The organism is Serratia sp. PF-27, assembly GCF_030053255.1.
GTDB classification, from domain to species: domain Bacteria; phylum Pseudomonadota; class Gammaproteobacteria; order Enterobacterales; family Enterobacteriaceae; genus Serratia; species Serratia bockelmannii.
The window spans coordinates 1-23,942 of the sequence record NZ_JASGBT010000008.1 but is presented as its reverse complement, the minus strand read 5'-3'; the positions used below and the strand labels follow the sequence as shown (position 1 = coordinate 23,942).

27 protein-coding genes and 1 pseudogene are annotated in these 23,942 nt (G+C 59.1%); 27 read left to right on the top strand and 1 reads right to left on the bottom strand.

Going from position 1 to position 23,942, the window contains the following annotated elements:
- Positions 1–190: 190 nt before the first annotated feature.
- The 11 genes and pseudogenes from QMZ29_RS03565 (at position 191) to QMZ29_RS25790 (ending at position 7,452) form a co-directional block, all read left to right on the top strand.
- The gene (locus QMZ29_RS03565; RefSeq protein ID WP_283225710.1) at positions 191–2,077 is read left to right on the top strand and encodes a DUF4942 domain-containing protein; all 1,887 of its coding nucleotides are present in this window, start codon (positions 191–193) and stop codon (positions 2,075–2,077) included.
- A gap of 93 nt (positions 2,078–2,170) precedes the next feature.
- The gene (locus QMZ29_RS03560; RefSeq protein WP_283225709.1) at positions 2,171–2,617 is read left to right on the top strand and encodes a conjugation system SOS inhibitor PsiB family protein; all 447 of its coding nucleotides are present in this window, start codon (positions 2,171–2,173) and stop codon (positions 2,615–2,617) included.
- Positions 2,614–3,363: a plasmid SOS inhibition protein A gene (locus QMZ29_RS03555; protein WP_283225708.1), complete on the top strand. Its 750-nt coding sequence runs from the start codon at positions 2,614–2,616 to the stop codon at positions 3,361–3,363. Before QMZ29_RS03560 ends, QMZ29_RS03555 begins: the two co-directional genes overlap by 4 nt.
- Positions 3,364–3,433: 70 nt before the next feature.
- Positions 3,434–3,715, top strand: a complete 282-nt coding sequence (locus QMZ29_RS03550) for a type II toxin-antitoxin system RelE/ParE family toxin (protein ID WP_034830883.1) — start codon at positions 3,434–3,436, stop codon at positions 3,713–3,715.
- On the top strand, positions 3,715–4,032 hold the full coding sequence (locus tag QMZ29_RS03545; RefSeq protein ID WP_034830884.1) for a HigA family addiction module antitoxin: 318 nt from the start codon (positions 3,715–3,717) through the stop codon (positions 4,030–4,032). Before QMZ29_RS03550 ends, QMZ29_RS03545 begins: the two co-directional genes overlap by 1 nt.
- 796 nt (positions 4,033–4,828) lie before the next feature.
- Positions 4,829–5,044, top strand: a pseudogene (locus QMZ29_RS25760) (DUF905 family protein); the annotation flags it as partial.
- Between the two features lie 375 nt (positions 5,045–5,419).
- Positions 5,420–5,569 carry a hypothetical protein gene (locus QMZ29_RS03535; RefSeq protein WP_024082714.1) on the top strand — a complete coding sequence of 50 codons (150 nt, stop codon included), beginning with the start codon at positions 5,420–5,422 and terminating at the stop codon, positions 5,567–5,569.
- Complete coding sequence (locus QMZ29_RS03530; RefSeq protein WP_283225706.1) at positions 5,566–6,138, top strand: hypothetical protein; 573 nt, start codon at positions 5,566–5,568, stop codon at positions 6,136–6,138. The genes QMZ29_RS03535 and QMZ29_RS03530 overlap by 4 nt, the downstream gene beginning before the upstream one ends.
- Before the next feature lie 87 nt (positions 6,139–6,225).
- Complete coding sequence (locus tag QMZ29_RS03525; protein WP_283225705.1) at positions 6,226–6,582, top strand: hypothetical protein; 357 nt, start codon at positions 6,226–6,228, stop codon at positions 6,580–6,582.
- A 2-nt stretch (positions 6,583–6,584) separates the two neighbouring features.
- Positions 6,585–6,995, top strand: coding sequence for a hypothetical protein (locus QMZ29_RS03520; RefSeq protein WP_283225704.1), 411 nt, complete (start codon positions 6,585–6,587; stop codon positions 6,993–6,995).
- Positions 6,996–7,104: 109 nt separating this feature from the next.
- On the top strand, positions 7,105–7,452 hold the full coding sequence (locus QMZ29_RS25790; protein ID WP_502921494.1) for a DUF5983 family protein: 348 nt from the start codon (positions 7,105–7,107) through the stop codon (positions 7,450–7,452).
- Between the two features lie 40 nt (positions 7,453–7,492).
- On the opposite strand, the gene QMZ29_RS03515 is transcribed toward QMZ29_RS25790, so the two are convergent.
- On the bottom strand, positions 7,493–7,816 hold the full coding sequence (locus tag QMZ29_RS03515) for a hypothetical protein (RefSeq protein WP_283225703.1): 324 nt from the start codon (positions 7,814–7,816) through the stop codon (positions 7,493–7,495).
- 243 nt (positions 7,817–8,059) lie between these two features.
- On the opposite strand from QMZ29_RS03515, the gene mobA reads away from it, so the two are divergent.
- The 16 genes from mobA to pilV form a co-directional block, all read left to right on the top strand.
- Positions 8,060–8,401, top strand: coding sequence for a plasmid mobilization protein MobA (mobA, locus tag QMZ29_RS03510; protein ID WP_283225702.1), 342 nt, complete (start codon positions 8,060–8,062; stop codon positions 8,399–8,401).
- Complete coding sequence (gene traI / locus QMZ29_RS03505) at positions 8,401–10,362, top strand: TraI/MobA(P) family conjugative relaxase (RefSeq protein ID WP_283225701.1); 1,962 nt, start codon at positions 8,401–8,403, stop codon at positions 10,360–10,362. Before mobA ends, traI begins: the two co-directional genes overlap by 1 nt.
- 110 nt (positions 10,363–10,472) lie before the next feature.
- Entirely contained in the window at positions 10,473–11,009 is a 537-nt protein-coding gene (locus QMZ29_RS03500) for a helix-turn-helix transcriptional regulator (protein WP_283225700.1), read from the top strand.
- A 245-nt stretch (positions 11,010–11,254) separates the two neighbouring features.
- Positions 11,255–11,461, top strand: coding sequence for a TraY domain-containing protein (locus QMZ29_RS03495; protein ID WP_024082722.1), 207 nt, complete (start codon positions 11,255–11,257; stop codon positions 11,459–11,461).
- A 737-nt stretch (positions 11,462–12,198) separates the two neighbouring features.
- Positions 12,199–12,582, top strand: coding sequence for an HNH endonuclease (locus QMZ29_RS03490; RefSeq protein WP_283225699.1), 384 nt, complete (start codon positions 12,199–12,201; stop codon positions 12,580–12,582).
- A gap of 40 nt (positions 12,583–12,622) precedes the next feature.
- Positions 12,623–13,243 (top strand): hypothetical protein, encoded by a 621-nt coding sequence (locus QMZ29_RS03485; protein ID WP_283225698.1) that lies wholly within the window; start codon positions 12,623–12,625, stop codon positions 13,241–13,243.
- 333 nt (positions 13,244–13,576) lie between these two features.
- Positions 13,577–14,635, top strand: a complete 1,059-nt coding sequence (locus tag QMZ29_RS03480) for a TcpQ domain-containing protein (RefSeq protein ID WP_283225697.1) — start codon at positions 13,577–13,579, stop codon at positions 14,633–14,635.
- Positions 14,635–15,090 (top strand): hypothetical protein, encoded by a 456-nt coding sequence (locus tag QMZ29_RS03475; RefSeq protein ID WP_282996918.1) that lies wholly within the window; start codon positions 14,635–14,637, stop codon positions 15,088–15,090. Before QMZ29_RS03480 ends, QMZ29_RS03475 begins: the two co-directional genes overlap by 1 nt.
- A 124-nt stretch (positions 15,091–15,214) precedes the next feature.
- Complete coding sequence (pilN, locus tag QMZ29_RS03470) at positions 15,215–16,924, top strand: PilN family type IVB pilus formation outer membrane protein (protein ID WP_282996917.1); 1,710 nt, start codon at positions 15,215–15,217, stop codon at positions 16,922–16,924.
- Positions 16,925–16,929: 5 nt separating this feature from the next.
- Complete coding sequence (gene pilO2 / locus QMZ29_RS03465) at positions 16,930–18,285, top strand: type 4b pilus protein PilO2 (protein WP_282996916.1); 1,356 nt, start codon at positions 16,930–16,932, stop codon at positions 18,283–18,285.
- The gene (gene pilP, locus QMZ29_RS03460) at positions 18,272–18,697 is read left to right on the top strand and encodes a type IV pilus biogenesis protein PilP (RefSeq protein ID WP_283225696.1); all 426 of its coding nucleotides are present in this window, start codon (positions 18,272–18,274) and stop codon (positions 18,695–18,697) included. Before pilO2 ends, pilP begins: the two co-directional genes overlap by 14 nt.
- Positions 18,698–18,707: 10 nt before the next feature.
- Positions 18,708–20,228 carry a GspE/PulE family protein gene (locus tag QMZ29_RS03455; RefSeq protein WP_283225695.1) on the top strand — a complete coding sequence of 507 codons (1,521 nt, stop codon included), beginning with the start codon at positions 18,708–18,710 and terminating at the stop codon, positions 20,226–20,228.
- Positions 20,225–21,292 (top strand): type II secretion system F family protein, encoded by a 1,068-nt coding sequence (locus QMZ29_RS03450; protein ID WP_283216913.1) that lies wholly within the window; start codon positions 20,225–20,227, stop codon positions 21,290–21,292. The genes QMZ29_RS03455 and QMZ29_RS03450 overlap by 4 nt, the downstream gene beginning before the upstream one ends.
- Positions 21,293–21,393: 101 nt before the next feature.
- Positions 21,394–21,897, top strand: coding sequence for a type 4 pilus major pilin (locus QMZ29_RS03445; protein ID WP_282997040.1), 504 nt, complete (start codon positions 21,394–21,396; stop codon positions 21,895–21,897).
- 42 nt (positions 21,898–21,939) lie between these two features.
- A complete protein-coding gene (locus QMZ29_RS03440; RefSeq protein WP_282997041.1) occupies positions 21,940–22,878 on the top strand; it encodes an ATPase, T2SS/T4P/T4SS family in 939 nt (312 codons plus the stop codon).
- Positions 22,879–22,890: 12 nt separating this feature from the next.
- The coding region (pilV, locus tag QMZ29_RS03435) for a shufflon system plasmid conjugative transfer pilus tip adhesin PilV (protein ID WP_283225750.1) at positions 22,891–23,942 on the top strand (1,052 nt) is incomplete at its 3' end.

Genomic DNA, 23,942 nt, shown 5'->3' with positions numbered 1-23,942 from the left:
GGGTCTGATGGCTGAGGTCAACGGCTGCTGCCGGCTTCGCCGTCGCTTTCACCGTCCCGGCAAACCCCCGCCGGGCCTTTAAGGCCAGCCCGCGGGGCGGTCTGCAACGTCCCTTCTGACGCTTCCCTGCATTCCGGCCAGCCCTTGCGCGGAGGGCTGGTCGTGGCACCGCCGGTTCCGGCAAAAAGGGGTGAAATGCACGCCGCCAGAAACTTTTCGCCAGGGGCCGCAAAAACTTTCAGTCGTCGCCCCTTTATGCCCTCACTTCGTCGTTGCTCCTTTGCCCTTTGCCGCGAAAGGCCAGACCGGGAAGAAGAAACCCGCGTCAGAGAAGGTCTTTTTCGGGTCCGCAGCGCGTGCTGCACCCATTCAGCCGGATTTAAGGAGCTATGCCATGCAAAACACACTCGTAAACGTCACCCCTGAAGCGACAACCGACCGCGCCCCGATCAACGCCGCCGGGGAAGTCATTTCAGACACCTTTTTTGCGCCCGTTGAAACCGATCTGATTGATAGCCTGCTGGGTCGTTATAACTTCCTGCGCACGAAGCTGAATGACCTGTCCCTATCAATCCGCGGCGGTGACAATCATGAGGCCGTGGGGCACTTCCTGAGAGGCAACCTCCACGGCAGCCGGGGCTACCACGTGCCGCCCGTGTCGAAGCTGTTTGACCTGCCCGGCGCGCTGGCGTCACTGAATGCCGATTTCTGGCAGCAGGCGCTGAGCCTGACCGACGTTTACGAGTACATGCCCAACGATCGCCGCAATGAGTGGAACAATCAGATCCATGAGATGAAAGCGCCGGATTTTGAAGAGAACGCGGTGCGTGCCACGCTCACCGAGCTGCTTTTCTCACGTCAGAAATTTTTCTCCGAGCGCGTTGACGGCATTTTCCGCAGCCTGTCGCGCAGCCACGTGACCAACCGCCCGGAAGGCTTCAGCAAGCGCATGATTATTGAATGCATGTTCGATCAGTGGGGCCACTGCAACTACGACCGCACCGGCTACGTGGACGACCTGCGCAAGGTGATCGCGAAATTTATGGGGCGCGACGCGACCGGCCTGAACACCACCAACAAAATACTGAACATCGCGCGCGCCCGTTCGGGCGAGTGGGTTGCCATCGACGGCGGCGCGCTGCGCGTCAAAGCCTTCCAGAAAGGCACCATTCATCTTGAAATTCACCCGGACATGGCCTGGCGCCTGAATGACATTCTGGCCTTCCTGCACCCGGCTGCCATTCCGGCGGAGCACCGCCAGAAGCCGCGCACGAAGGCGAAAACCTTTGAGCTGCACACAAACCTCCTGCCGTTTTCCGTGCTGAGCGTGCTCGGTGACCTGCAGACAGAGCGCACCGAGCCAGAGCAGCGCAACCGCCGGGAAGAGCCGCGCCCGCCTGTGACGACAAACCCCTTTAACCGCCGCATTAAAGGCTATTCGGACGAGAACAAGGCCGCACGCGCGGAAGCGGAAAAAGTGCTCATGAGCCTGGGCGGCGTAAAAATGACTATCAACGCTTTCACCTGGTTTGAATTTGATTACGACCCGGCCACGGCGCTGGAAGATATCCAGCTGTCCGGCGCGCTGCCGGAGCAGAAAACGCACCAGTTTTACCCGACCACGGGCGAACTCGCCGCGCAGCTGCTCGATGAGGCGGACATCCGCGAGGGGGAAACCTGCCTGGAGCCGAGCGCGGGCATGGGCGGTCTGGCCGACCTGATGCCGAAGGCGCAGACCACCTGCGTGGAAATTTCGCCGCTGCACTGCCGCGTACTGGAGGCCAAAGGCCACAACGTGATCGAAGCCGATTTTCTGGCGTGGGCATCGGTGACCGATCAGCGGTTTGACGTGGTGGTGATGAATCCGCCGTTTAGTGAAGGCCGCGCCGTGGCGCATCTGAACGCGGCGGCGGCGCTGGTGAAGAACGGCGGACGCCTGGCGGCCATCCTGCCCGCAGGCAGCGACCGCAAAAACCTGCTGCCGGGCTGGGACTGCAGCTGGTCCGCGCCGATGGAGGGCATGTTTGCGGGAACCGGGGTGCGTGTGGTGCGCCTCATGGCCTACAAGCCGGAATAAACCCGGCCCGGCTGGCAGGGGCGACCCTGCCGGACACCGCACCGGCCCGGTAAACGGGCCGGGAAACTGAACCCCGAGACAGAGCAGAACATCATGACCCAGGAAGAAAAATTTACGCTTAACACCCTGCAGGCCTTCACCGGCTGCGATTTTGAAGCCTACCGCAACCGGGGCGAAGCGTTTCGCCAGCGCCTGAGCGGTGCCGTACTGAACGCGCTGCAGCTGCCGGACAGCTGGCGCACAGACTGCGAGATGCGGGGCGAATGGGGTGGAGCCTATCCCGTACACCTGCGGCTGACCCTCGCCGATGCCGCCGGGCTTGCCGTCGAGCTGGTCAGCCCGTCGGCCGATTCGCCGGTATGGTGCGCGGTGCTGACGGATGCGCGCACCCGGTCACGCGTCCCGCTGAGCGCTGGCTATCGCTTTGAACCTGCTACGCTTCGCACCACGCTTGAAAAAATCGCAGAGTACACGCGGGCGGGCTTCACCGGTGCCGGTGAGCTGGTCGCCGCGCTTCGGATGGGAGGGCACGCCGCATGATCCCGAAATCACTTTCTCTGGTGACCCTGCTGCCGGAACGTCAGGCCGCCCTGCAGGCCATCGCGGCGGTTGAGCATGCGCAGCAACGGGGGGCGCGGCTGGCCCGCCATCCCTACGCCGCCGCGTTTATGAAGCAGCTGAGCGGCAGGAGCCGCGTCAGCGTCCAGGCTCTGAACCGCATCCGGGGCATTTACCTGCGCCCGCGCGAAAAACGCGCGCCGCTGCCGGAGTGGGAAGGGGCGCTGGATATGTTCCTCAGCACGGCGGGCGAGGTGTGCCCGCTGCCGCTGCCGGGCGAACTGGCCATCACTCTGTTTCCGGAGGCCGTTTTCCGCCGGGCAGAACGTGCAAAACACGCTGCAGATAAGTCCGTCAGCCACGCGTCGCGGCGGGAACGGCAGGCCGCCGACTATCAGGAACGCCAGCTGGAGAACCGCATCCGTCAGGCTGAAACCGAGCTGGCATTTCGCACGCCGGAGACCCTGCGCAGCTGGTTCGCCGCCTGGTGTGACAGCGTGCCGGAAAACGACCTGAGGAACATGATCGCCGCGTGGGCGCGGCGCTTTCCGTCGCTGAACGGTCTGGAAACCCTGCAGCCGTATGCCGGAGACGTTGCCTGCGAAGTGGCAGGAGAAATTCACCTGCGATCGCTGCACATGGACAGCGCGCAGAAGGGCATGAACTGCTGGCTGGTGCCAAACAAGCTGACGGCCATGAACACCCTTTCTCAGGGCGATGAAAAATAACAGCACAGAGTGTTTCGCGTGACGAAACATATGGTATGCTGTTTCTCAACGGGAAACGCGGAGCCGAAAAGTGATTAAAAGCTGGAAGCACAAAGGATTACAGAAGCTGTTTGAGAAAGGTGATATCAGCGGCGTACAGGCAAAGGACGCTGAACGCATCCGGCTTCGCCTGCTGGTCATCGATGAGGCGCTTTCCACGGATGAATTCAGGAACTATCCGGGCTTTCGTTTTCACCCCCTGAAGGGCGACAGGAAAAACCTGTTTTCCATCACGGTCAGGGCTAACTGGCGCATCACCTTCGAATTCACGGACGGTGATGCCTATATTCTCAACCTGGAGGACTACCACTGATGGCCATGTTCAATCCCCCGCATCCGGGCGGTCTGATCACCGAGTACATTGAAGATAATAACATCGGCCTGCGCGTGCTGGCGAAAGAGCTGGGCGTGTCAGCAGCGGCGCTGAGTAAGGTCGCCAGCGGTAAGGCGTCGGTCAGCCCGGAAATGGCGGTGCGACTGGAGGCGGGGCTGGGCATTGCGGCGCGCCTCTGGTTATCCATGCAGGCCGCCTGCGACCTGCACAAAGCGCGTGCCACCACAGACGTTTCCGGCGTGCACCTGCATCCGGGCGTGCTGGCCGCTTCCGCCCAGGATCGGCCCGGCAAGTAGCCCTGCGAAAGATAACTTTATACCGCGCCGTCTGGCGCGGTTTTGCTTTGTGTTTTCTGCCAGCCCGGAACGGCAACACCGCCGCCCTGCGGGCCGGGAAAACCGGTGCTGGCGCACCGGTCCTCTCCGCCCGGATGCGTATGGCCATCATCTCCAGACCCGTTTCAGCTTCTGCTTTTTCCATGCCAGCTTTTACTGGCCCCCGCATAAAAATACGTTTTAACAGCAACAGCAACAGCAACAGCAACAGCAACAGCATGGCCCCCTTCGGCTCCCCGGCAAGCCGGGTCGTCGAGCCCTACTGCGCTAACCGGCAAAGCCGGTAAGCTCCGCCGGAACGCAAAAGGCCGCGCTCCGTGCCTGACGGCTAGGGTCTGATGGCTGAGGTCAACGGCTGCTGCCGGCTTCGCCGTCGCTTTCACCGTCCCGGCAAAACCCCGCCGGGCCTTTAAGGCCAGCCCGCGTAGCGGTCTGAAAGGTCCCTTCTGACGCTTCCCTGCATTCCGGCCAGCCCTTGCGCGGAGGGCTGGTCGTAGCACCGCCGGTTCAGGCAGAAAGGGGTGAAGTGCACGCCGCCAAAAACTTTTCGCCAGGGGCCGCAAAAACTTTTTGTCGTCGCCCCTTTATGCCCTCACTTCGTCGTTGCTCCTTTGCCCTTTGCCGCGAAAGGCCAGACCGGAAAGAAGAAACCCGCGTCAGAGAAGGGCTTTTCAGGCACCGCGCGGCGGTCAGCCGGATCATTAATTTCAGACAGGAGCACATCATGACTTCAACCCAGACGGGCACCACCACCGAAATGCGCTGCGTAGCGGCGCTGGGCGACGGCGCATTTTCGCGCGAGCAGGCCAATCACGTCACGGCCGCTTTCAGCAATGTTTTCATTGAGGACGATCAGGGCAGCCACTTTCGCCTGGTCGTGCGCGAGCCGTCAGGCGCGCTTATCTGGCGCTCGTTTGATTTTGAACATGATGCGGGCTACTGGCTGCGCAGGTACATCAACAGCCAGGGCGTGCGCCAGTCCCTGCGTGGCCAGCTGACGGCGCTGACCGACCTGAATGACGTCGCGATCACGCTCACCCAGCGCCGGGAGTTTATGGCCCATATCCTGAACAACCTGGCTGGAGCCGTGGCGCAGCGGGTGCCGGAAAATCAGGTGATGCTTCCGGCTGACGAGTCAGAAGTGTGGAAAGAAGCAGGGCGCATCGCGCTGGCGCACTTCGGGCTTCAGGGGGAAAAAGCATTCCTGAAGGCGAGCCAGTGGCTGACCGCAGAGCTGGAGCAGGGCAGTAACATACAGGCGTAAAAAAAGCAGGGTAGCCCCTGCTTCATTACGGCGGCCAGTCCCACCTGGCTGCCTCATCAAAGACCCGACTCTCTGGAGAGATATATGATTTTTGACCCGCAAATCGTCGCACACGCACTGACTTTTGTAAATGCCCTGCGTAATGGCCAGCTGGCGCACGTGCCCGCCATGCCCTTTGCCCTGTGGCAGCAGTTCATGACCACCGTCAACAACCTGATGGAGGCGCAGCCATGAGCATCGCAACGCCCCTGAATTTACCTTTCGCGCTGGCACCCGTGACGCAGAACGACATCATCCGCGTGCTGGGCGAATACACATTTATCCGCCTGGATAACGGCGACGAAGCGTTTTATCACCACGGCAACTGGATCACCGGCGCGGACGCGAGCTGCGGTGAGCCTTCCGTATTAGGGCTGGCGCAGAGCATGGCGCGCGCGGGGTGCAAGTCCCTGCGCTCCGTCGAACTGCCTGTCCCGGATGATAAGGAGTGGAGCTGGGACGACGTGGTGACGCAGCTGGTACGCGCGTCATTTACGCGTCAGGTGCGCGGCGAACTGACCGTAACAGTAACTGAAAATACCCGACACGGTCGCGGCGTGCACGTCTGCTCCGATCCGCTGCTGAGCGGAATGGATAATAACCTCTGGTTTCCGCTGAACGAGGAGGAAGACTGGCACGCAGGCATCGAGCGCGTGCTGACCATGAACGGCGTGGCGGAGAACGTGGTGCGGCTGGAGCCACTGCGTGAGGGTTCCGAATACACCGATTTAAAGGTGATTTATAACCGGAAAATCTGCGCCTGATGCGCAGAGGGGCCGGAGAGAAACCGGCCTCATGACGTTGTTTTTCCGTCCCGTTTTGAGCGTCACAGCATTACAGAGGTCTTCACAATGAAATCCGAATCCATCAACTCACTGACCGCTTCACCTTCATACGAAACGTTCACCATCCTTGACTTACAGGCGCTGTCACAGCAGGCAGAAGCTTCTGAAGAGGTGAACGACAACGCCCGCCGGGTCAGCCTGGCGGCATCCGCCCTGCTAAATTTCGCGGAGCAGACGGGGATCGAAGACAGCAACGAACCCGCAGAAACGGCCGTCACCGATCTTCTGACGGACATTATGCACTTGTGCGCGCACATCTGGCCGGTTGATGGTGCCATCACATTTGTGAGCGTGCTCAATACCGCACGGATGCACTTCGCTGCGGAATCCGATGAACATGCACAGTGGGACGAAATGAAATGAATATGACCATCACAGATATTACGGAAGGCATGAACAGTTCGCACGAAGGCTATGCGGATCTGGTTGCAGACTCTGTTTCCTTCAGCCTCGGCCGCCCGCTGACAAATGAGGAATACACGCAAATCTACAACATCACAGAACGCGCAATTTATGATGCGGTTCAGAAGCTGGAAAACAGCGAAAGTGTGGATGACAAACCGCTCACGCAAGAGCAGTTCAACGACCTTGCTGACTACATCTGTCGCTGGGGCGTATTCACCGGACCGGGAGGCATTCAGGGGCATGAGTTTCAGGCACTGACCGTCATTGATGAGCCAACCGAGGAACCGGAAGGGCGTAAAATTTACGTCGGTGTTCGCTACCCGTTAGCGGTGTATGACTTTGACATTGGCTTCACGGTTCTGCGCTCCTGAAAAGAAAAATAACATTCCGTGAGCGGGCAATAAATCGAGCCTGTTCACGGAACCAAGCGAAATCAAAATCACACAATATCGGGAGCCGTCATTAAGACGGTCTGCACAAATGACTTCATTAAATGCTGTTCAAAGTAAGCCAAATGAACCGGAAATCTGTCGCTGCGCGGTTATCAGTAATGCGCACATGATGCAGAGTGATTCTGAGATTCTGGACTCACTGTCACCCAGGGTGAGCGGTGAAGAGGGTGCCTGTCACTGGATACATCCCACGCGATACGGTTTTCTGATCCGCCTTTCAGCAAGTTCGGACGCGATTGGGATACTCAGGGGGGCAGGGCTGTCGGATGACTTCTGTCACGTTGTCACCTTTCTGTCTGAAAAGCGAAAGGCTTCGATGATTCACTTTGACGCTGATGCTGACCTACTTGATGGATTTAGCGTCCACAACTGGTAAAAAAAATCCGGCAGGCGCGAATCAAACCCGCCGGACATTTTCATGATGCAGGCTGGTTGCCCTGCGGCATGGTTTTCTGCTGTACTGCTTCCGCCTTACGCGGAGCACGCTTTTTCTTACCACTTCCCTCGTTTACCACAGCGGAAATTGCCTTTTCACTGAAACGGAATTCCATGGCATCCAGCGCCGACTTGATATCCGAAACCGTGTAACCCTTCTCTTTCGCCAGCACCAGAATGGTGTCCTTAAGATTTTCCAGCGCTGCCTCTCTCGTGATGCGCTGCGGCGTCAAATCCGGGAGATTTTCCAGATTCCTTCGCGCCTCATCCAGCTGCTCCTGTGTGAAAACATTACGTACCGCCATCTCATATCTCCCTTCGCAATGGTAAAGACCCGATTTTGCTGGATTTTTACCACCATTTCCACCCCCATCACCTCACATGACGCTGGTTTACTTCTGAGCAGCTAAGTGGCAAAATACGCACAGTAAATTAAAAGACGGGACAGGAAATGTTTTGTGACCACCGCCAGCACGCTGGCAGTGATTCCCAAAACGACCTGCTCAGGGCTCCGCCCCGAGACCCGGGTAATGTGCCAAGGTTGAGTTATGTCGAAAAGCGAAAAGCGTCAGAGGGAAAAACTGGTCAAGTGCCGCTGCACAGAGGCGGAGTACGAGGCCATCAACAAGAAAGCCGTCGCCGCCGGACTGACGACTTCTGAGTACCTGCGCCGTACGGCACTGAATCGCCGCATTACCGTGCGCACCGACATTCGCATGATGAACGAGCTGCTGCGTCTGGGTGGCCTGCAGAAACACCTGTACACCCAGATGCAGGCAAACATGACCACCGAACTGAGCCACCAGTTTTCCGAGGTGCTGACCAGCATCAAGCACGCCATTAACGCGCTGGACATGACGCCAGTACCGGTCGAGGACATGAAAGACTGATGAACGTGATCATCCCGCCAAAGCGTCGCGATAAGAAGACCAGCTTTAAGAAGCTGGTCAGCTACGTGAGCACGCGCGAGGAAAAGAAACCGGTTGAAGCCGTCACGCACGAAGCGGGACATACTGCCGGTAATGAGCACGTCGCCACGCCGGGATTTGGTCAGCTGGTTGATTACGTCGGACGTAAGCGCGCCGCACCTGTAACAGAAATCGTCAGCATTTCACCCGAGGGCATTCAGCGCGTGCTCTCCGGTGAAGTGCTGTGTGAAACCAATTGCTTCTCACTGGATACCGCCGCGTCAGAAATGAACCTGACGGCCTCGGAAAACCGCCACTGCAAAGATGCGGTGTATCACTTTATTCTGTCCTGGCAGGACGATGAAGACCCGTCACCCGATGCTGTATTCCGCTCCGTGCGCTACAGCCTCAAGCAGCTGGGTATGGAAGAACATCAGTACGTGGCCGCCATCCACCGCGATACGGATAATATCCACTGTCACGTGTCGGCTAACCGCGTTCACCCGACCACGTTCCGAGCGCAGAACATGTGGAACGACGCCGACGAGCTGCAGAAGTGCTGCCGCGTGCTGGAGCGCGAGTTCGGCTTTAAAGTCGATAACGGCAGCTGGCATATGGATGCGTATGGTGATCTTCACCGTACCCGTCGTGATATGCCTTCTGCTCCGCGCGGCGCAGCTAAGCGTGAAATCTTCTCTGATAAAGAAAGCCTGCATGGCTATGCGGTTCGCGAAACCCGCCAGATGCTGAATGACTTTGCAGAACAGGATTGTCTGGACTGGCCGCTGGTCCACAACGTGCTGTACACGCGCGGACTTGGCCTGCGCGAGCAGCAGGGTGGGCTCGCTGTCTACGATCTTCTGAACCCGGAAGGCGCCAGCGTGAAAGCGTCTGACGTACATCCTGCTATCAGCCATGCGTCCATGGTTAAGCGCTGGGGTAATTATCAAGCGGCACCTCCTGCATCCGATCCTGACAATCATGAAGCCGGGATACTGGTCGTTGATAAATTCTATATGCCGCAGCTCCACGTTCGCGATCAGGAGGCACGTCGTGAACGCAGAGAAGCCCGTGCTATTGCGCGCGATATCCTGCGTGCTCGCTATGACGCGTATCGCAGTGGCTGGGAAAAACCAGACCTGCGCGCAGGTGAGCGGTTCCGGCAGATTGCCTCGCACTGCGTGGTGGCCAAAGCCCACGTCCGCGAAAGCGTGAGGGATCCGCTGATGCGCAAGCTGATGTACCGCGTGGCTGAATTTGAAAAGATGAAGGCCATGGCCGAACTGCGCCTGCAGCTGCGTGAGGAGCGTCAGGCTCTCAAAGAGACCGGGGAAGGTCGTCCGCTGAGCTGGAAGTCATGGGTAGAACGTGAAGCGGTGAAAGGTGATGCGGCTGCACTCAGTCAGATGCGTGGCTGGGCTTACCGTGAGAAACGTGCTGCCCGTCAGCAGAGAAATGCGTGGCCGGAACCTAACGCCGTTATTCATTATGGCCCGGGTGATGATGTGCCAACGTTTAAATCGAGCGAACATGAGACGCGACTGCTGCGTGACGGAACGGTCAGCTACCTGCGCGACGGTAAACCCGCCGTCACCGACTTTGGTGACAGAGTTGAAGTCTACCCTGCACCTGACAGCAAATCGGATCGTTTCAATAATGACCTTGCGGCTGAGCTGACTGCCTGGCGCAGTGGAGACAATACGATTCTGAGCGGCGAACAAAAGGCCGTTAACCGCGTCCTGTACTCGGGCGTGGTGAGAAACATCAATAAAGATAACGGGCGTGTATTTAAGGTGAGCGATCCTAAGCTGATGGCCAGCGTACATGCGACGGAAGAAAGTCTGCGCAATCGTGATGTTCAGCCGGAACTGAAACAGGCTGAACCTCACCACCGGTACGATGAAAATGTGCGTCCTGTTTACAGAGATTTACCACGACCATGAGGAGATTAACAGAAGAGACATAAGCCAAACGTGAGTATTTAGTCGCTGATTGCACAGGGTTCGAGGCCTGTACAACCAGCTAACCATAACAACCTATCAGGGAGGCTGCCATGGCTGCCGTGGATCCTATTGTATATGCACAATTGTGCAAGCTTTTTCCAGAGCTAACTCTGTTACAAGTCACCGATACTTGTTTGTATTCTGCCGGCGCGACATATAAAGAGACCGGTGAGCTACGAGGGGTGTCTGCTGAAACCATAAAAAAATCGCTTGAAGCTGCACGTAAGCGTTTAGAAATAAGCAATCTACAATCACTAAGGTTGATTTTCCTAAGCAGGGTTTTTTTGAGTTTTAAGTTATCCCTTCCTCATCTCGCAAAAGACAACTCCAGGCTATCTAATGCCCATCTCTCCGAGGTAGATAATTTCATTTCTCTTCTACCTGAGCTTTCACTGAAACAGGCTAAGTGTGTCTATCAATTTGCTAAAGGCATTCCAGCTGATATAGCTGCTGAAAGACTCGACTCGACTCCTGATGAAATAATGAAAATGATGGAAACTGTTCTCAGCCGACTGCAGATTTGCTCCTTGAATGCCCTTAGAGTATTTATCTTCAGCAAGCTCCTTATTAATTTGGCTTTAGAGTAGTTTCATTCATTCGTACCAAAAATATTAGAGTTAATTACGAATTTTTTTCAATCAGTAGCACCCCTCACAAGGGGTGCTTACCTAAAAAACTTATATTTATATTGTTGATATATATGAGTTTTACATTTTTTTTATTTTCACTCCCGATGTCTACTACCTGTCACAGGTAGTTTCCATTCCAGGACAAATCCTATTTAATGGCGGTCACTTACTTAATGCTTACATAACGCATACACGGAGTTGACATGGCAGCCCCCAAAAACCACAAAGGCATCGCAATCATGCTGTACATGTCTACGGAACTTAACGAGAAGCTTTCCGCTTCGGCCAAGAAATCCGGCCGAGCGAAAGTGACAGAAGCGCTGTTTCGTCTTGAAGACCATCTTAATTTGTTCGAATCGATTGCCACACCAGGGCAACGTTTTCCTGCCGGAACCGGCAGCAAAGACTAATAGATAATCTGAGCCGGCACATTAATTGTCGGCACTCATTTCTGATGAATTATGCGCATCCGCGCAGGGCTTCTTTTTGCCCGAAAACCGCCTCCGCTCTTTAACAATGTGCCCGAAACCCTGATCTCAAGGTCCTCTCTTGCCGGCATGCAGCGTTGGTGCGCGGAAGACGTCCGGAGGCTATGTCATGGCCAGAATCACATCAGGGGAACCCACAGAATTATGGGGCAGGTTATAAACGACTGAGGCAGGCATTTCAGGTCGCTTATTTCACTGACGGGCACAACTCAAAGTCGGAATGTCGGGTAGTACGTCCATATCCCAACGAATCAGTTCGATACACCTTTTCTGGATTCACCTGCGGGATTCGCGGTGCCGGTTTCCGGAAATTCAGTTTCCGGAGTGTATTAGCGTTGCGCACACGCGCAGCAGCGAACGGGTTGTTAACCAGTTTCATATTTATTCTCCCTGCGAATCAGTTCGACGTAGCCACTGCAGGCCCCGGGGCGATCCGTCGGGCCCCCTGCAACTGGTGATGATTAGCCCTTCAGTCAACTGAAGGCGCGAACGGGTTTCCCTGCCGTAATACGCCACATACGCAAAGATGACGCAGAGCAGTCTGTGCGGGCTCACTCCTTCGGGAGTGGGTCAGCCCGGTGCGGTTCTGGCCGAGCTGATATTACATAACAGGCATCTGTGAGATGCGGGACGTATTCAGAGGACAATCAGGGGATAACATGAACCTTACAAAACGAAAACGGGAAGCGCTGCGTGAGCAGTTCAGAGGGCGCTGCGCCTTCTGTGGCAGCAAGTTGCCTGCCCGCGAGTGGCATGCAGAATTTATTGGCGAGGACTATGTGCAGGGTGGCATTGCGCCAGTGTGCAAGGAATGCCGCGCCGCCAAGGGCAATGCCTCGCCGGAAGCGTTTCGTGCGCTGCTGGCCGAACAGGTGGAGCGAGCACGGCGTCACAGCGCTAATTTTCGCACAGCGGAACGGTTCGGACTCTGCCGCGTCAAAGCCGAACCCGTAGTGTTCTGGTTTGAGCACTGCGCGTCATCTCCTGCCGTTTCATCCGCTCCGACTCTGATCACATCGCAGAACACCGCATCCGCCGCCTGACGGCGGGTTTTATTCTCCCGACTTTGCATGGATACCCATTATGAACCGTTCCTTTCTGGGGCGCGCCGCGCTGACGCTTGCTCTGATAACGGGCGTGGCCGGCTCAGCCCTGTCTTCCGATGCCGGTGGTGACTTCGGCGCCGCCTATGAACAGGTACTCGGCCGTTATGAAATCACCGCGCTGATATACAAGCCCACGCATCCTGACGCCATGAGCACCATTATCAGCGACATGCACTTAACGCCCCGGGGGGATGGTGAAGGTGGGAGCGCTCAGTACGTTTTGGATGCCACAGGGAAAGCGGATGTCATGAACGTTCTGCAGAAATATGGTGAGGTTCGACAACAGCTGCGAGCACGAGGGCCTCTGGGCGAAGACGACAGAGCGGGAGCGTTTTCTGCGTCGCCCGGGAAACAGTTCAGCGCCAGTCTTAAGGTTCGTTTTATTCCTTCCATCAGGCAACTTCCACCCGCGCTGATCGTTGATTACTCGATTAAAGCCGGCCTTGAGCGCCCTCTGCTCGGTGGTGGGGTAGCCGATGAGCGTGGCCTGCTGCGTTATGCCAGCGGGGGGAGTGTGCTCCTGCCTGACAAAGGCGCTCTTATGACCGTCAATGAGACGACGAACGGATTCCTTATCTGGATTATCAGCGCTAACTGACCCTGAGCGCGTCCCCGTCGGGCATCTTTAATCCGAACTGTCTCAACGCAAAGCGCACTCACCCTGACCGATCAGTGCGCTTTTCGTTGTGGCGGACCTGCGGCCAGCGCACGCGGTCAGACTGACATCGTCTTATTACTCATTAATGCGATGCGACAAGTCTAAGTCATGCCGCTCTGGCGTCTGTCAGTCTGGCCAGAGCACCGCGAAGCACCCGGCGCCACGACACCCCTTCTGACCGGCAGGTTCGCCTGCCTTCCCGCACGGTTTTTGCCGGTCCGGCTCCGGCCGCCGCAGAGACGGTGCAGCCCTGAGTTATCCGGAGTTCTCTCTATGTCATTTACCGAACGGGCAGGGCTGATACCGGTCCTGCTGCTGACCGGCTGCGCGCAGCCAGCGGTTTACACCGGGCCGCCTTCCGGGAGCGTGATCGACAGCATGCTCTCGCGCAGCGCGGCCGACATCAGCGCCATGCAGTACCGGGTGCATCAGGCCGGGCCCTCGGCGCAGCGTCCGGTTGCGCCCGCCGCTAAACCCGTCCAATCCCTTACGGCGGGCACCACCGGCGCTTCCGCGCTGACGGTGAAGCCCGCGTCTTCCCCTCCGGCCTCCGCGCCGGGCGCCGGACCGACCGATGGCTTTATCCGGCAGGACGGTGCGGCCCCCACGCTGCGCGCAGCCCTGCGCAAAATTGTGCCGCCCGGGCAGACCGTGGTGTTTGATAAGGCGGTCTCCGCCGACGCGCCGGAGCTGTGGCGCTGGACGGGCAACGATCGCTGGCAGTACGTCGCCGACAAGATGCTTTCGGCGCGCGGTCTCAAAGCCACCCTGAACGATAAGACCCACACTGTCACCGTGGCGCCTGCGCAGCATGCTCAGGCATTGCAGGGGGCAGGGAAGCCTGCCGTGCCTCTGCTACCGGCTGCGTCCTCTGTGAAAACGACGTCCGCCGGCAGCGTTAAAAGCGAGGCGCCGGGTTCCACCGGACGTAACCCGTTCGGCGGGAACCATGCGGCTGCGGGAAGCGGGGCGCCGGTCATCCCGGTTAAGACGGTGAAGGCTCCTCCGCCGCTGCGCATCTGGAAAATTGAGCGGGGCACCACCCTGCGACAGGGCTATGAGCAGTGGGTGTCACAGGAAATCTGTGGGTCGGATAAGCCGAAGTGGACGGTCCGCTGGGACACGGGGACGAACTACCCCATCGATTACACCCTGACTTTCCATGCCGCAAACTTTGAGGATGCGACGGCGCAGCTGTTTACCCTCTGGCATTCCGCACAGGTTCCTCTGTTTGTCAGCGGCTACCGCCAGCAGTGTCTGGTTGTTATCAGCGACGCGCCACCGGGAACGGCTTCAGCGGCCTCAAACCCGATGGATAAGGAGACGCGCTGATGCTCAGGAAGACACCTCAATTCCCCCTGAGCGCGGAGGCATTCACCTCACGCAGGGCGTTTATCCGGCTCATCATGACGCTGCTTGCCGACACCGGTGAGCAAAGCAATGACGATCGGCTGACGCGCGCGCTGCGCCTGTTCTTCTCAAAGCATGGCGCTTACTGCGGCGGATATCTGCTTTCCGAGCTCAGCAGAGTGACGTGGCTCTGGGAAATGGATAGGGCTGACGCAAAGGATGAAGAGACCGGTGAGCTTTTTGTGGAAATCGACGTCAGGGATAACGACCTTATCGACCTCACGGTTATCCTCAGCCTGCCGGATGCGTGCGTGACCTACCATCCGGTTATCTTTGACGATCGTTTTACCGGCCGTGAGCGTGCGGTCTACCTCAACGTTCAGCCGCTTTCCACCTTCAGAGGCACGCGGTCTGCTATCGCTGCCGCTTCATGTTAAAGGCCCGGCGCCTTTAGTACGGCAAAGCGTCACGTCGTGACGTGCCTTTTCTGCACCTAACCCATCAGGGTCTCCTGCTGCCGCCTGGCGCCGATCCTGACCGTCATCTGCAACAGGAATAACCATGTTTAGAAAATCCACGATCGGCGTGCTGATTTGCAGCACGCTGCTGCAGGGCTGCGCCCTGGAGCGCATTAACGATGTCCACCGTTCGGCCGGAAATACCGCTGATGACGCCTCTGCTCTCATCCGGCAGGCCGCTGAAAACCGTCCGGTGGTGCAGTTTCAGAACAGCCAGTACGTCAGCCCCGTGCCGCTGCCGGTCGCGAAGTACAACGCGCCCCGCGAGGTGGTGAACTGCAACATGCCTTACCGGGCCATTAAACCCCAGGATATCTGGCAGTTCAGCCAGGACATCGCAACGGTCTGCCACATCCGCACGCGCGTCACGCCGGATGCAGCGGCCGTGCTGGGCGGAGGCGGGGGACAGACCGGCTCGCCGACACAGCGTCTGACCAGCGTGCCGTCGCCCGCGCTTCCGACCGCCGGCGACATGCGTCCGCTGGACTCGTTCGGCCCGGGCACCACGGCCAGCGCAGCGGCACTGGCGGGCGGCACCTCGCGCACATTTTCAGGCGTGACCTACACAGGCAACCTCGGTGGCCTGCTGGATATCGTGACCGCCCGCCTCGGTATTTCCTGGAAATTCGAAGACGGCATGGTGACGTTTTTCTATCTGCAGACGGCGCGCTTCGATATCGAGCCGTCAGATGCGAAATACACGCTCACCGGCTCCGTGATGAGCGGCGTGTCGAACAGCAGCAGCTCGGACAGCGGCTCGGGTTCCGGCAGCTCCGGCTCCAGCTCCAGCGGCGGCGTGTCGGGCGAAAGCGGTACCAGCCTGAAGTCAGACGTCTCCATGGCCAATAACCTCTACGACGACCTGAAATCCACGGCAGAAAGCATGCTGACACCGGGCGTGGGGCGTCTGGACATGAACAAAACGACCGGGACCGTTGTCGTCACCGACGTGCCGGAGGTGGTCCGCCGTATCGGCGACTATCTGACCTCCGAAAACAAGGCGCTGAGCCGGCAGGTCAACCTGAAGGTGGTGATTTACACCGTGAATACCGAAACGAGTGATGCGATCGGCATTGACTGGAACGTCATCTATAAAACGCTGGCGGGCAAGTACGGCATTAACCTGGCGGGGCCGTCCGGGACCGTGGCCGATGCGGGCTCGCTGAGCTTCTCCGTGCTGGATACGGCGACCGGCGCGGCGCGTCAGTTCGCGGGTTCTTCGTTCCTGTTTGACGCACTGTCCAAGCAGGCGCGGGTGGCGGACGTGCGCACAATCCCGCTGATGACCACCAACATGGCCTCCGCCTCGGTGGTGGTGGGACGTCAGATAGCCTACCTCAAGAGCGTGGCCACGACGGTGTATTCATCGGGCAGCACTACGCTGCCATCGCAGACGCTCACCCCGGGCTCCGTGACGACCGGGACCAACATCACGATCTTCCCGAAAATTCTCGACGGTGGCGACCGCATGATGCTGAACATGTTCCTGAACATCTCCAGCCTCATCCAGCTGCGTGAAATCAGCTCTGACACTGAGAAGCTGGAGGCGCCTGAAGTGGACTCCCGCTCCGTTCCGCAGCGCGTCTGGCTGAAACCCGGCCAGACCGTGGTTATCAGCGGGCTGGAGCAGAACGTGGCCACATCAAACCGTCAGGGGCAACTTTCGCCGGACAATCAGGTTACCGGCGGGCAGCGCTCCGGGGACAAGACCCGTCAGTCCTTCGTCATTACCGTCACGCCTTACATCCGGTGAATGCCATGAAGAGAAACAGGAAACGTCCGGCGCCCGCGCCGGATTCCGGTGATATCCGCGTGCTGACCATCAATCAAAGGCGGTTCGTGATAGGGCTGACCTGGCAGACCATCCGCGCCCAGCGCAATCCCATGAAGGAGATACGCCGCGTCGGGAAAGAGCAGGGGCTGGACCTCGTGGCCGTCAGGCGCAGCGACAGCATTCAGGCCGGGTTCGCACCGAGAACGCGGCTTCGCCTGCGTGGCACCTACTCGCTGACGGTGGCGCTGGCTTCGCTGCTGGAAGGCTGCTGTATTGCCGTGGTGCCGCTGGGTGAAAGCCCGGAAGGCATTACTCAGTACACGCTGGTCGGTAAAACCGAACGCGGCGGGATCCACGTCTGGTCCGACAAGGTCTATGCGGCGGACCAGCTGCGCCAGAAGCTTATTGACCTGCGCGACGAGCTGCGGGGCAGTAAGGGCAATCTGGAGGTGCCGGTTTACGGCGACCCGGAGGTTGATGGCGTCACCGCGCCGCTCGACCTGGATACCGTGCTGGCGTCAAAAAACCTCAGCAAAGAGTTCCGCCTGCGGCCGCTGACGTGGGGCATGACGCGGGGGCAGCTGATGGCGGCCGCAGCGGTGACCGCGCTGGCGCTGGCCGGGCTGGCTTTCTGGCTGCACGTGGAGGGCGAACGTGAAGCCGCCGCCCGCGTCGCGCTGCAGCGTGAGATGGCCCGGCAGGCAGAGCTCAATAAGCAGGCGCGCTACAAGGCGGCGCTGGACAGCTTCCGTCACCCGTGGACGGAGCAGCCTTCGGTGGGCTCCTTTGTCGGACAGTGTCAGCAGGTGCTGGACCGCGTGCCGCTCTCAATAGCGGGCTGGATGACCGTGACGGTGGTCTGCTCACAGGGTGACGTCAGCGTGCAGTCCATCCGGCGAACCAACTCAGCGGCCACCACGGCTGACTACGTTGCCGCGGTGAAGAAGCTGTTCGGCGTCGCGCCTGTGTTCAGCTTTGCCGACAGCAGCCAGACGTCATTCACGCTGCCGCAGACGCAGAAGCCGGAAGGGGATGACCCGATGGTGCCGGCTGATGAGAGGCTGATGCAGTTCATCTCCCGGTTCCAGTCGCTGAACATCGATCTGGCCGTGTCGGCGGTGCCGATTAAAGACGTAAAGCAGAACAGCGAAGGGGAAGACCTGCCTCTGCAGCAATGGCAGGAGTACCAGTTCTCTGCTGAAACCGACGTCCCGCCGCGCGACATCTTTGCCGGCGCCGGCTTCACCGGCATCCGCCTATCGCAGGTCACGGTGGGCATCAACACCTCCGACGGTTCAATCCGTTACAAAATCTCAGGATCGCTCTATGGAAAACGTTAAGTATGCAGCGCTGATGCTGCTGGTCTGCGGTCTGGCGCACGCGGAAGCGGACGTCAGAACGGTAGGCGATATTGACCGTCTCCAGAGCGGCCGCGTGTTTTACGACGCGCAGGCCGCCTACAACAAGGCAAAAATGGCGGCGGGGCAGGCTGACACCGTTGCCGTGCCGGTCACCGCCCCCGCGGTGCCCGGCGGCCCTCCGGGCACGCCGGCAGCAACCGCACCGGCCAGCACGCTGCCTGTGCTTGAAAAGGTCGCGGGGTCGGTGGCCACGCTCAGCTTCCGGGACGGCAGCAGCACGCAGGTGCGTCCGGGCGACAGCGTGAACGGCGGCTATACCGTGGTGTCCGTCTCAATGCGCGGCGTGGTGATTAAACGCCAGCCTGACGGTCACGTCTTCACCCTTAACTGAGGCCGACGTCATGATGAACCTGAGTGAAAAAACGCACACCCTGCTGCCGCTGGCCCCGCCTCCCGGCGCCCGCGCGTATTCCGCTACGCTGCGGGACAGCCTGCGGCTTATCCGCGACGATCAGAACCAGTATCACTGCCTGTATGTGCTGAGCGAGCTGGGCGGCAATACGGAGTTTTATGAGCTGAAAGAGCAGCTGCGCAGTCAGGGCCTTGAAACGGGTGTGACCTGGTGTGACCGCGAGGAGCTGGAAAAAATAACCCAGCAGTTCAGCGACGGCGGCCGCGACAGCGTGGAGGGAACCAGCGACTTTCAGAACCTGAACCTCACCCTGGTCGCCGAAGCCACGAAAATGCGCGGATCCGATATCCACATCCGCATTGAGCACAAGTTTACCCGCGTGCTCTATCGCATTGACGGCAACCTGCGCAGGATACGGACCGAGTCCGCGGAGTGGGGCACCCGCCTGGTGAATGCCCTGTACAACTCCATGTGCGAGGAGCACAGCAAAACCACGCTGAGCTTTACCGAGTCCTGTGACGCCCGCGTGCGCGAAGAGTTCGTGAACGGCTACGGGCTCAGCACTATCCGCTTTGCCAGCCGTCCCGGCGGGCAGGGGCGTCTGGCCGTTGCGCTGCGCCTCGTCAGCCGCCGCAAGCAGAGCCTGCACTTTGAGCAGCTGGGGCTGACGCCGGCAGAAGAGACCACGCTGCGCCGGCTGCTGAACGGATCCGGCGGCACCTTCTTCAGCGGGCCCACCGGACATGGTAAGTCGACGGTCTGTCAGGTTTCCGCAGAGTTTCTGGCCCGTGAAGACCCGGGTGAAAACATCATGTCGGTGGAAGACCCCATCGAATCGCCGATTGAGGGCGTCTTTCAGACGCCGCTGGGCATGCAGACCTTTGCCGAAGCCATCAGAAACCTGCTGCGTATGGACCCGGACCGTATCTACAACGGTGAGGTGCGTGACGCGGGTACGGCCAATGGCGTCATTGAGGCCATTCAGACCGGTGCCCCTGTACTGACAACCATTCACACCAACTCTCCGGCAGATATCCCGCAGCGCCTGCGACGCTTTGGGGTAGACGAGGACCTGCTGTTTGACCCGACCATCGTGTCCGGGCTGGTTGGTCTCCGGCTGGTTCCGCTGCTCTGCAGCCACTGCAAAATCCCCTGGCACAAAGGGCGCGAGAGCGTCAGCCCGGTGATGGTGGACATGGTGGAGACGCACGCGGATATCTCTGGCGTGTATCTGCGCAATCCGGGCGGCTGCAGCCACTGCGGCGAGTCAGGGATCCACGGGCGCACCGGGATATTTGAGGTCACTGAGACAGATAACCGCTACATGCGCCTTTACAGCGAGCGGGGCAAAATGGCCGCTTACCTGGACTGGATTAACCGAGGGGGCATCACGCTCTGTCAGAACCTGCTGCGGCTGATTAACAGCGGCGTAGCGGACCCGGTGTGGACACATCGACGCATCATCAACCTCGACCGGGACACCCGGCTGAAGGCGGGGGAAGACCTGTGAACCGATTCACGCGCGCGCTCTATCAGGCCACGTTCAGTGCGCAGGACCGCATTGAAATCTATGATGACTTCCGTCAGTACCTGCTGGACGGACGCTCTGCGAAGGAAACCTATCAGAAGCTCATCGATAACTACAGCCGGCGCGGGAAAAATCCCGGCGACGCCGTGGCGCAGATACTGACCGAATGCGCCGAGAACCTTGGCGGCGGGTTTGGGCTCGGCGACTCGCTGCGCGAGTGGATACCGGACCAGGAGCTCAGCATTATTGAGTCGTGCGATCTGGCCGGCAGCCCGGAAGACGGTTTTCTGAATGCCATCAGTATCGCAAAGGGGACCGGGCGTCTGAGCAGCGCGGTGAAAACCACGGTCGGGATGACCACCTACCTGACGCTGCTGAGCGTGAGCGTCATCGTGCTGTTCTGCATGATGCTGGTACCGGTCATTCTGCAGGCGGTTCCGCTCAGCCAGTGGAACAGCATGCAGACGGCGGTTTACTACTTTTACCTGCTGATCAGGGACTGGTGGTGGGCGCTGTTGCTCGCGACCGGGGGCTTCGTGACGGCCGTTGTCTGGTCGCTGCCGCGCCTGACCGGGCGGCTGCGCTTTTTTCTGGATCGCTTTCCGCCCTGGTCCGTTTACCAGCGCATCCACGGCGCGGCTTTTATCATGAACGTCAACGCCATGGACGCGGCGGGCATCCCGATGGAGCGTGCTATAGCCAGCATGAAAGACTCAACCCGTTCAGCCTGGCTTTATGAGCGGCTTGACGCGCTGGAGCACGCCATCTCTGCGGGCGAGGAGAACCTCGGCCAGGCGCTGGATGCTACCGAATACGGCTTTCCCGGTGAACGGGCCATCATCAAGCTGCAGAGCCTGTTTGAAACCAAAAACAGTGAAGGGTCGCTTAAGCGCTTTGCAGACACCTGGCTTGAAAGCACCGTCAGCAGCGTTGAGCGCACCGGTGACCGCATGCGTATCGTCAGCCTGCTGCTGTGCGGAGTGATGGTGGCCGCGCTGATGCTCATCATGTTCGGCCTCATCCAGAAAGCCTTTTTCTTCAACTGAGCGGACCGCCGGTCCGCTTCTCTGTCCCGTTAACTTTCCGAAACTGTCGTGCGGCCTTTGCCGCGCGGCGTCCATCCGTATGTCTCCTTAAAGGTGATGAAATGAAGACGTTAAAAAAGGGTATTGCGAACATTACTGACTCCATCAGTTCGCTTGGCATCATGATTGTGGTTATCGGCCTGGTGGTGGCCGCCGGGGCGCTGGCCTATTTCTACGTAAACAGCACGAGCGAGGTCACGCTCGTGACCACCGTCATGAACGAAACGCGCAACCTCCGATCATCCAGCGGTTACGGCACCGATGATTACGTGCCGGCGCTGGTGAAAGGCGGGAGCATTTCAAAAAGCTACACCATCACCAACAACCTGATTTACAACAAATCGGGTGGCCAGCTGACCGTTAAAGGCAACGGGGTGGGCTTCATCGTGACCGACGCGGGCCTGCCGCAGCGTGACTGCGTGAAGGTTGCGCGCAGCATCGGCACCGCTGACCTCTCCTCCACCAAAATCAATAACACGACGTTCACCGCCGAAGTCACCGCGGCCAATGCCGCGGCTGCCTGCGTGGACGGTGATAACACGCTGACCTTTACCACCAAGTCTTAACGACCTGCCGCCGCTCTGCGGCGGCTCTTATCCGGAACGACTATGACCGCCACAGTGCTCAGTGAGAGCGATTTTATCGATCTCTACCTCGGTGAAGACTACGCCGAAATTAAAGGACTGGTTGGCGCCTCCCGCTTACTGATACCCGTACCGGATGCGCTGATCGCCGATGCGCAGGCGCTGCGCACGCTCTGTGAGCAACGACATCAGGAAACGGGGCGCAATGAGTTCTCCTGCTTTTATGACGGACGCCTTTATCGTGTCACGCTTTCACGCGATCTGATGGGACGGACCAGTATGGTCCTGCGACAGACCCCGGCCAGCCTGTTCGACTTTATGGATATTCCGCTCAGTACGCCGCTGCGCAAATCCGTGGAACATCCGGGCGCGACGGGGCTGGTGCTGATTGCCGGTGAAATGGGCGCGGGTAAAACCACGACCGCGGCAGCCACCCTGAGCCACCGGATAGCAGTGACCGGGCACCTTGGCGTCTCCATTGAGGATCCCGCCGAAACCCTGCTGCAGGGGCGTCACGGTGACGGGCGCTGTATCCAGCTGGAGGTGGGTGAAAACGAAGGCTATGCCAGCGCGACGCGCAAGGCCTACCGCATGGGCGCGTCAGCGTTTCTGCTCGGCGAAATCCGCGACGGCGCCACGGCGCACGAAGTGCTTAAAGCCTCACTCAGCATGTTTGTGGTGTCGACCATCCACGGTGCGACGCTGAAGGAAGCGCTGGAGCGTTACGTGATGTTCTGTGAAGAAGTCAGCCCGAATGCGCGGGCGAACGTGGCCAGTACCCTGTACGTTCTGGCGCACCAGAAGATGCGCCTGAACCCTGCCAGCAACAGGCGTCAGGTGGACATCAGCGGCTTTAACCTGCGGCATGCAAGTTCCGCCGCCACCATCCGGTCCAAGATTGCCGCCGGCCAGTTCAACTTTGACGATCAGTTTGATTCCATTTCCTATGACTTTAAGGACTAAACCGTGAACAAGATGAAGCGGGGCATTGCGCAGATTACGGATGCGACGGTGGCATACGGGGTAGTGGCCGCCATTGTGGTGACGCTGCTGATACCGCTTGCCCTGTGGGCAGCGGAAGAGTACCGGATGAACGTGGCGGCAGGACAGGCCATGACGGTACAGAAGGCGGTGAATCGATACATTGCCGATCAGCAGGCCACCATCGCCGCCGGCAGCAGCGCCTCAGCGGGCTATACGCTGACGGTGCCGATGCTCATCACGGCGGGTTATCTGCCTGACGGATACGCCCCTACCAATGCCTACACGGCAACCTATCGCACGCTGATTTTTCAGCCGGCGACGAATAAATTCCATACCATGACGTTCCTCACCGGTGGCTCAGCGCTGTCTCTGAGCGACGCCCGCAAGCTGGCAAATCATATTGGCGCAGAAGGCGGCTACATTGAGAACGGCGTGGCCAAAGGGGCGATGGGGAGCTGGCAGGAAAACCTGTCCGCGTTTGGCGGTTATAACCCGGGCGACGGCAGCGTAGTGATTGCCGGCTTCTACTCCAACGGCGCGCTGGTTAACGACTATCTGTACCGTCACAGCGTGGCAGGGCATCCCGAGCTCAATACCATGGGCACCACGCTGAACATGGGCAGCAACGACATCAGCAGCGCTAAAACCATCGGTACTCAGACGCTGAACGCCTCTGCTGACGTGAATACCGCGCGCCTGACCGCGACGCAGAGCATTCAGTCGAACGGGACCATCAATGCGAACGGGAACATAACTTCCAGCAACAGTATCGCAGCGTCAGGGAACGTCACAGCTAATGGGAGCATGACGGCGAATGGCAATATTACGGCTGGTAATGACGTGACGGCGAATGGCACGCTGCGGGCCAGTCACGATGCGATTATCGGCGGCATTATCAAGCTGCAGCAGGTTAACACTGCCGGCACATCCTGCGATACCTGGGGCTCTGTAAGCCGCGACAGCGCAGGCGCCATACTTTCCTGCCAATCCGGTGTGTGGAAGCAAACGTCCTCATCGCCTACAACGCAAATCAGATCGGCGGC

Coding starts and splice junctions, on each gene's coding strand:
- QMZ29_RS03520 (WP_283225704.1), top strand. CDS start 6,585: ATGACCATCACAGATATTACGGAAGGCATGAACAGTTCGCACGAAGGC.
- QMZ29_RS03555 (WP_283225708.1), top strand. CDS start 2,614: ATGATCCCGAAATCACTTTCTCTGGTGACCCTGCTGCCGGAACGTCAG.
- QMZ29_RS03455 (WP_283225695.1), top strand. CDS start 18,708: ATGATGAACCTGAGTGAAAAAACGCACACCCTGCTGCCGCTGGCCCCG.
- QMZ29_RS03495 (WP_024082722.1), top strand. CDS start 11,255: ATGGCAGCCCCCAAAAACCACAAAGGCATCGCAATCATGCTGTACATG.
- pilO2 (WP_282996916.1), top strand. CDS start 16,930: ATGAAGAGAAACAGGAAACGTCCGGCGCCCGCGCCGGATTCCGGTGAT.
- QMZ29_RS03545 (WP_034830884.1), top strand. CDS start 3,715: ATGGCCATGTTCAATCCCCCGCATCCGGGCGGTCTGATCACCGAGTAC.
- pilP (WP_283225696.1), top strand. CDS start 18,272: ATGGAAAACGTTAAGTATGCAGCGCTGATGCTGCTGGTCTGCGGTCTG.
- QMZ29_RS03530 (WP_283225706.1), top strand. CDS start 5,566: ATGAGCATCGCAACGCCCCTGAATTTACCTTTCGCGCTGGCACCCGTG.
- QMZ29_RS03475 (WP_282996918.1), top strand. CDS start 14,635: ATGCTCAGGAAGACACCTCAATTCCCCCTGAGCGCGGAGGCATTCACC.
- QMZ29_RS03445 (WP_282997040.1), top strand. CDS start 21,394: ATGAAGACGTTAAAAAAGGGTATTGCGAACATTACTGACTCCATCAGT.
- QMZ29_RS03480 (WP_283225697.1), top strand. CDS start 13,577: ATGTCATTTACCGAACGGGCAGGGCTGATACCGGTCCTGCTGCTGACC.
- QMZ29_RS03525 (WP_283225705.1), top strand. CDS start 6,226: ATGAAATCCGAATCCATCAACTCACTGACCGCTTCACCTTCATACGAA.
- QMZ29_RS03485 (WP_283225698.1), top strand. CDS start 12,623: ATGAACCGTTCCTTTCTGGGGCGCGCCGCGCTGACGCTTGCTCTGATA.
- QMZ29_RS03535 (WP_024082714.1), top strand. CDS start 5,420: ATGATTTTTGACCCGCAAATCGTCGCACACGCACTGACTTTTGTAAAT.
- QMZ29_RS03515 (WP_283225703.1), bottom strand. CDS start 7,816: ATGGCGGTACGTAATGTTTTCACACAGGAGCAGCTGGATGAGGCGCGA.
- QMZ29_RS03500 (WP_283225700.1), top strand. CDS start 10,473: ATGGCTGCCGTGGATCCTATTGTATATGCACAATTGTGCAAGCTTTTT.
- pilN (WP_282996917.1), top strand. CDS start 15,215: ATGTTTAGAAAATCCACGATCGGCGTGCTGATTTGCAGCACGCTGCTG.
- QMZ29_RS25790 (WP_502921494.1), top strand. CDS start 7,105: ATGACTTCATTAAATGCTGTTCAAAGTAAGCCAAATGAACCGGAAATC.
- QMZ29_RS03490 (WP_283225699.1), top strand. CDS start 12,199: ATGAACCTTACAAAACGAAAACGGGAAGCGCTGCGTGAGCAGTTCAGA.
- QMZ29_RS03440 (WP_282997041.1), top strand. CDS start 21,940: ATGACCGCCACAGTGCTCAGTGAGAGCGATTTTATCGATCTCTACCTC.
- mobA (WP_283225702.1), top strand. CDS start 8,060: ATGTCGAAAAGCGAAAAGCGTCAGAGGGAAAAACTGGTCAAGTGCCGC.
- traI (WP_283225701.1), top strand. CDS start 8,401: ATGAACGTGATCATCCCGCCAAAGCGTCGCGATAAGAAGACCAGCTTT.
- QMZ29_RS03560 (WP_283225709.1), top strand. CDS start 2,171: ATGACCCAGGAAGAAAAATTTACGCTTAACACCCTGCAGGCCTTCACC.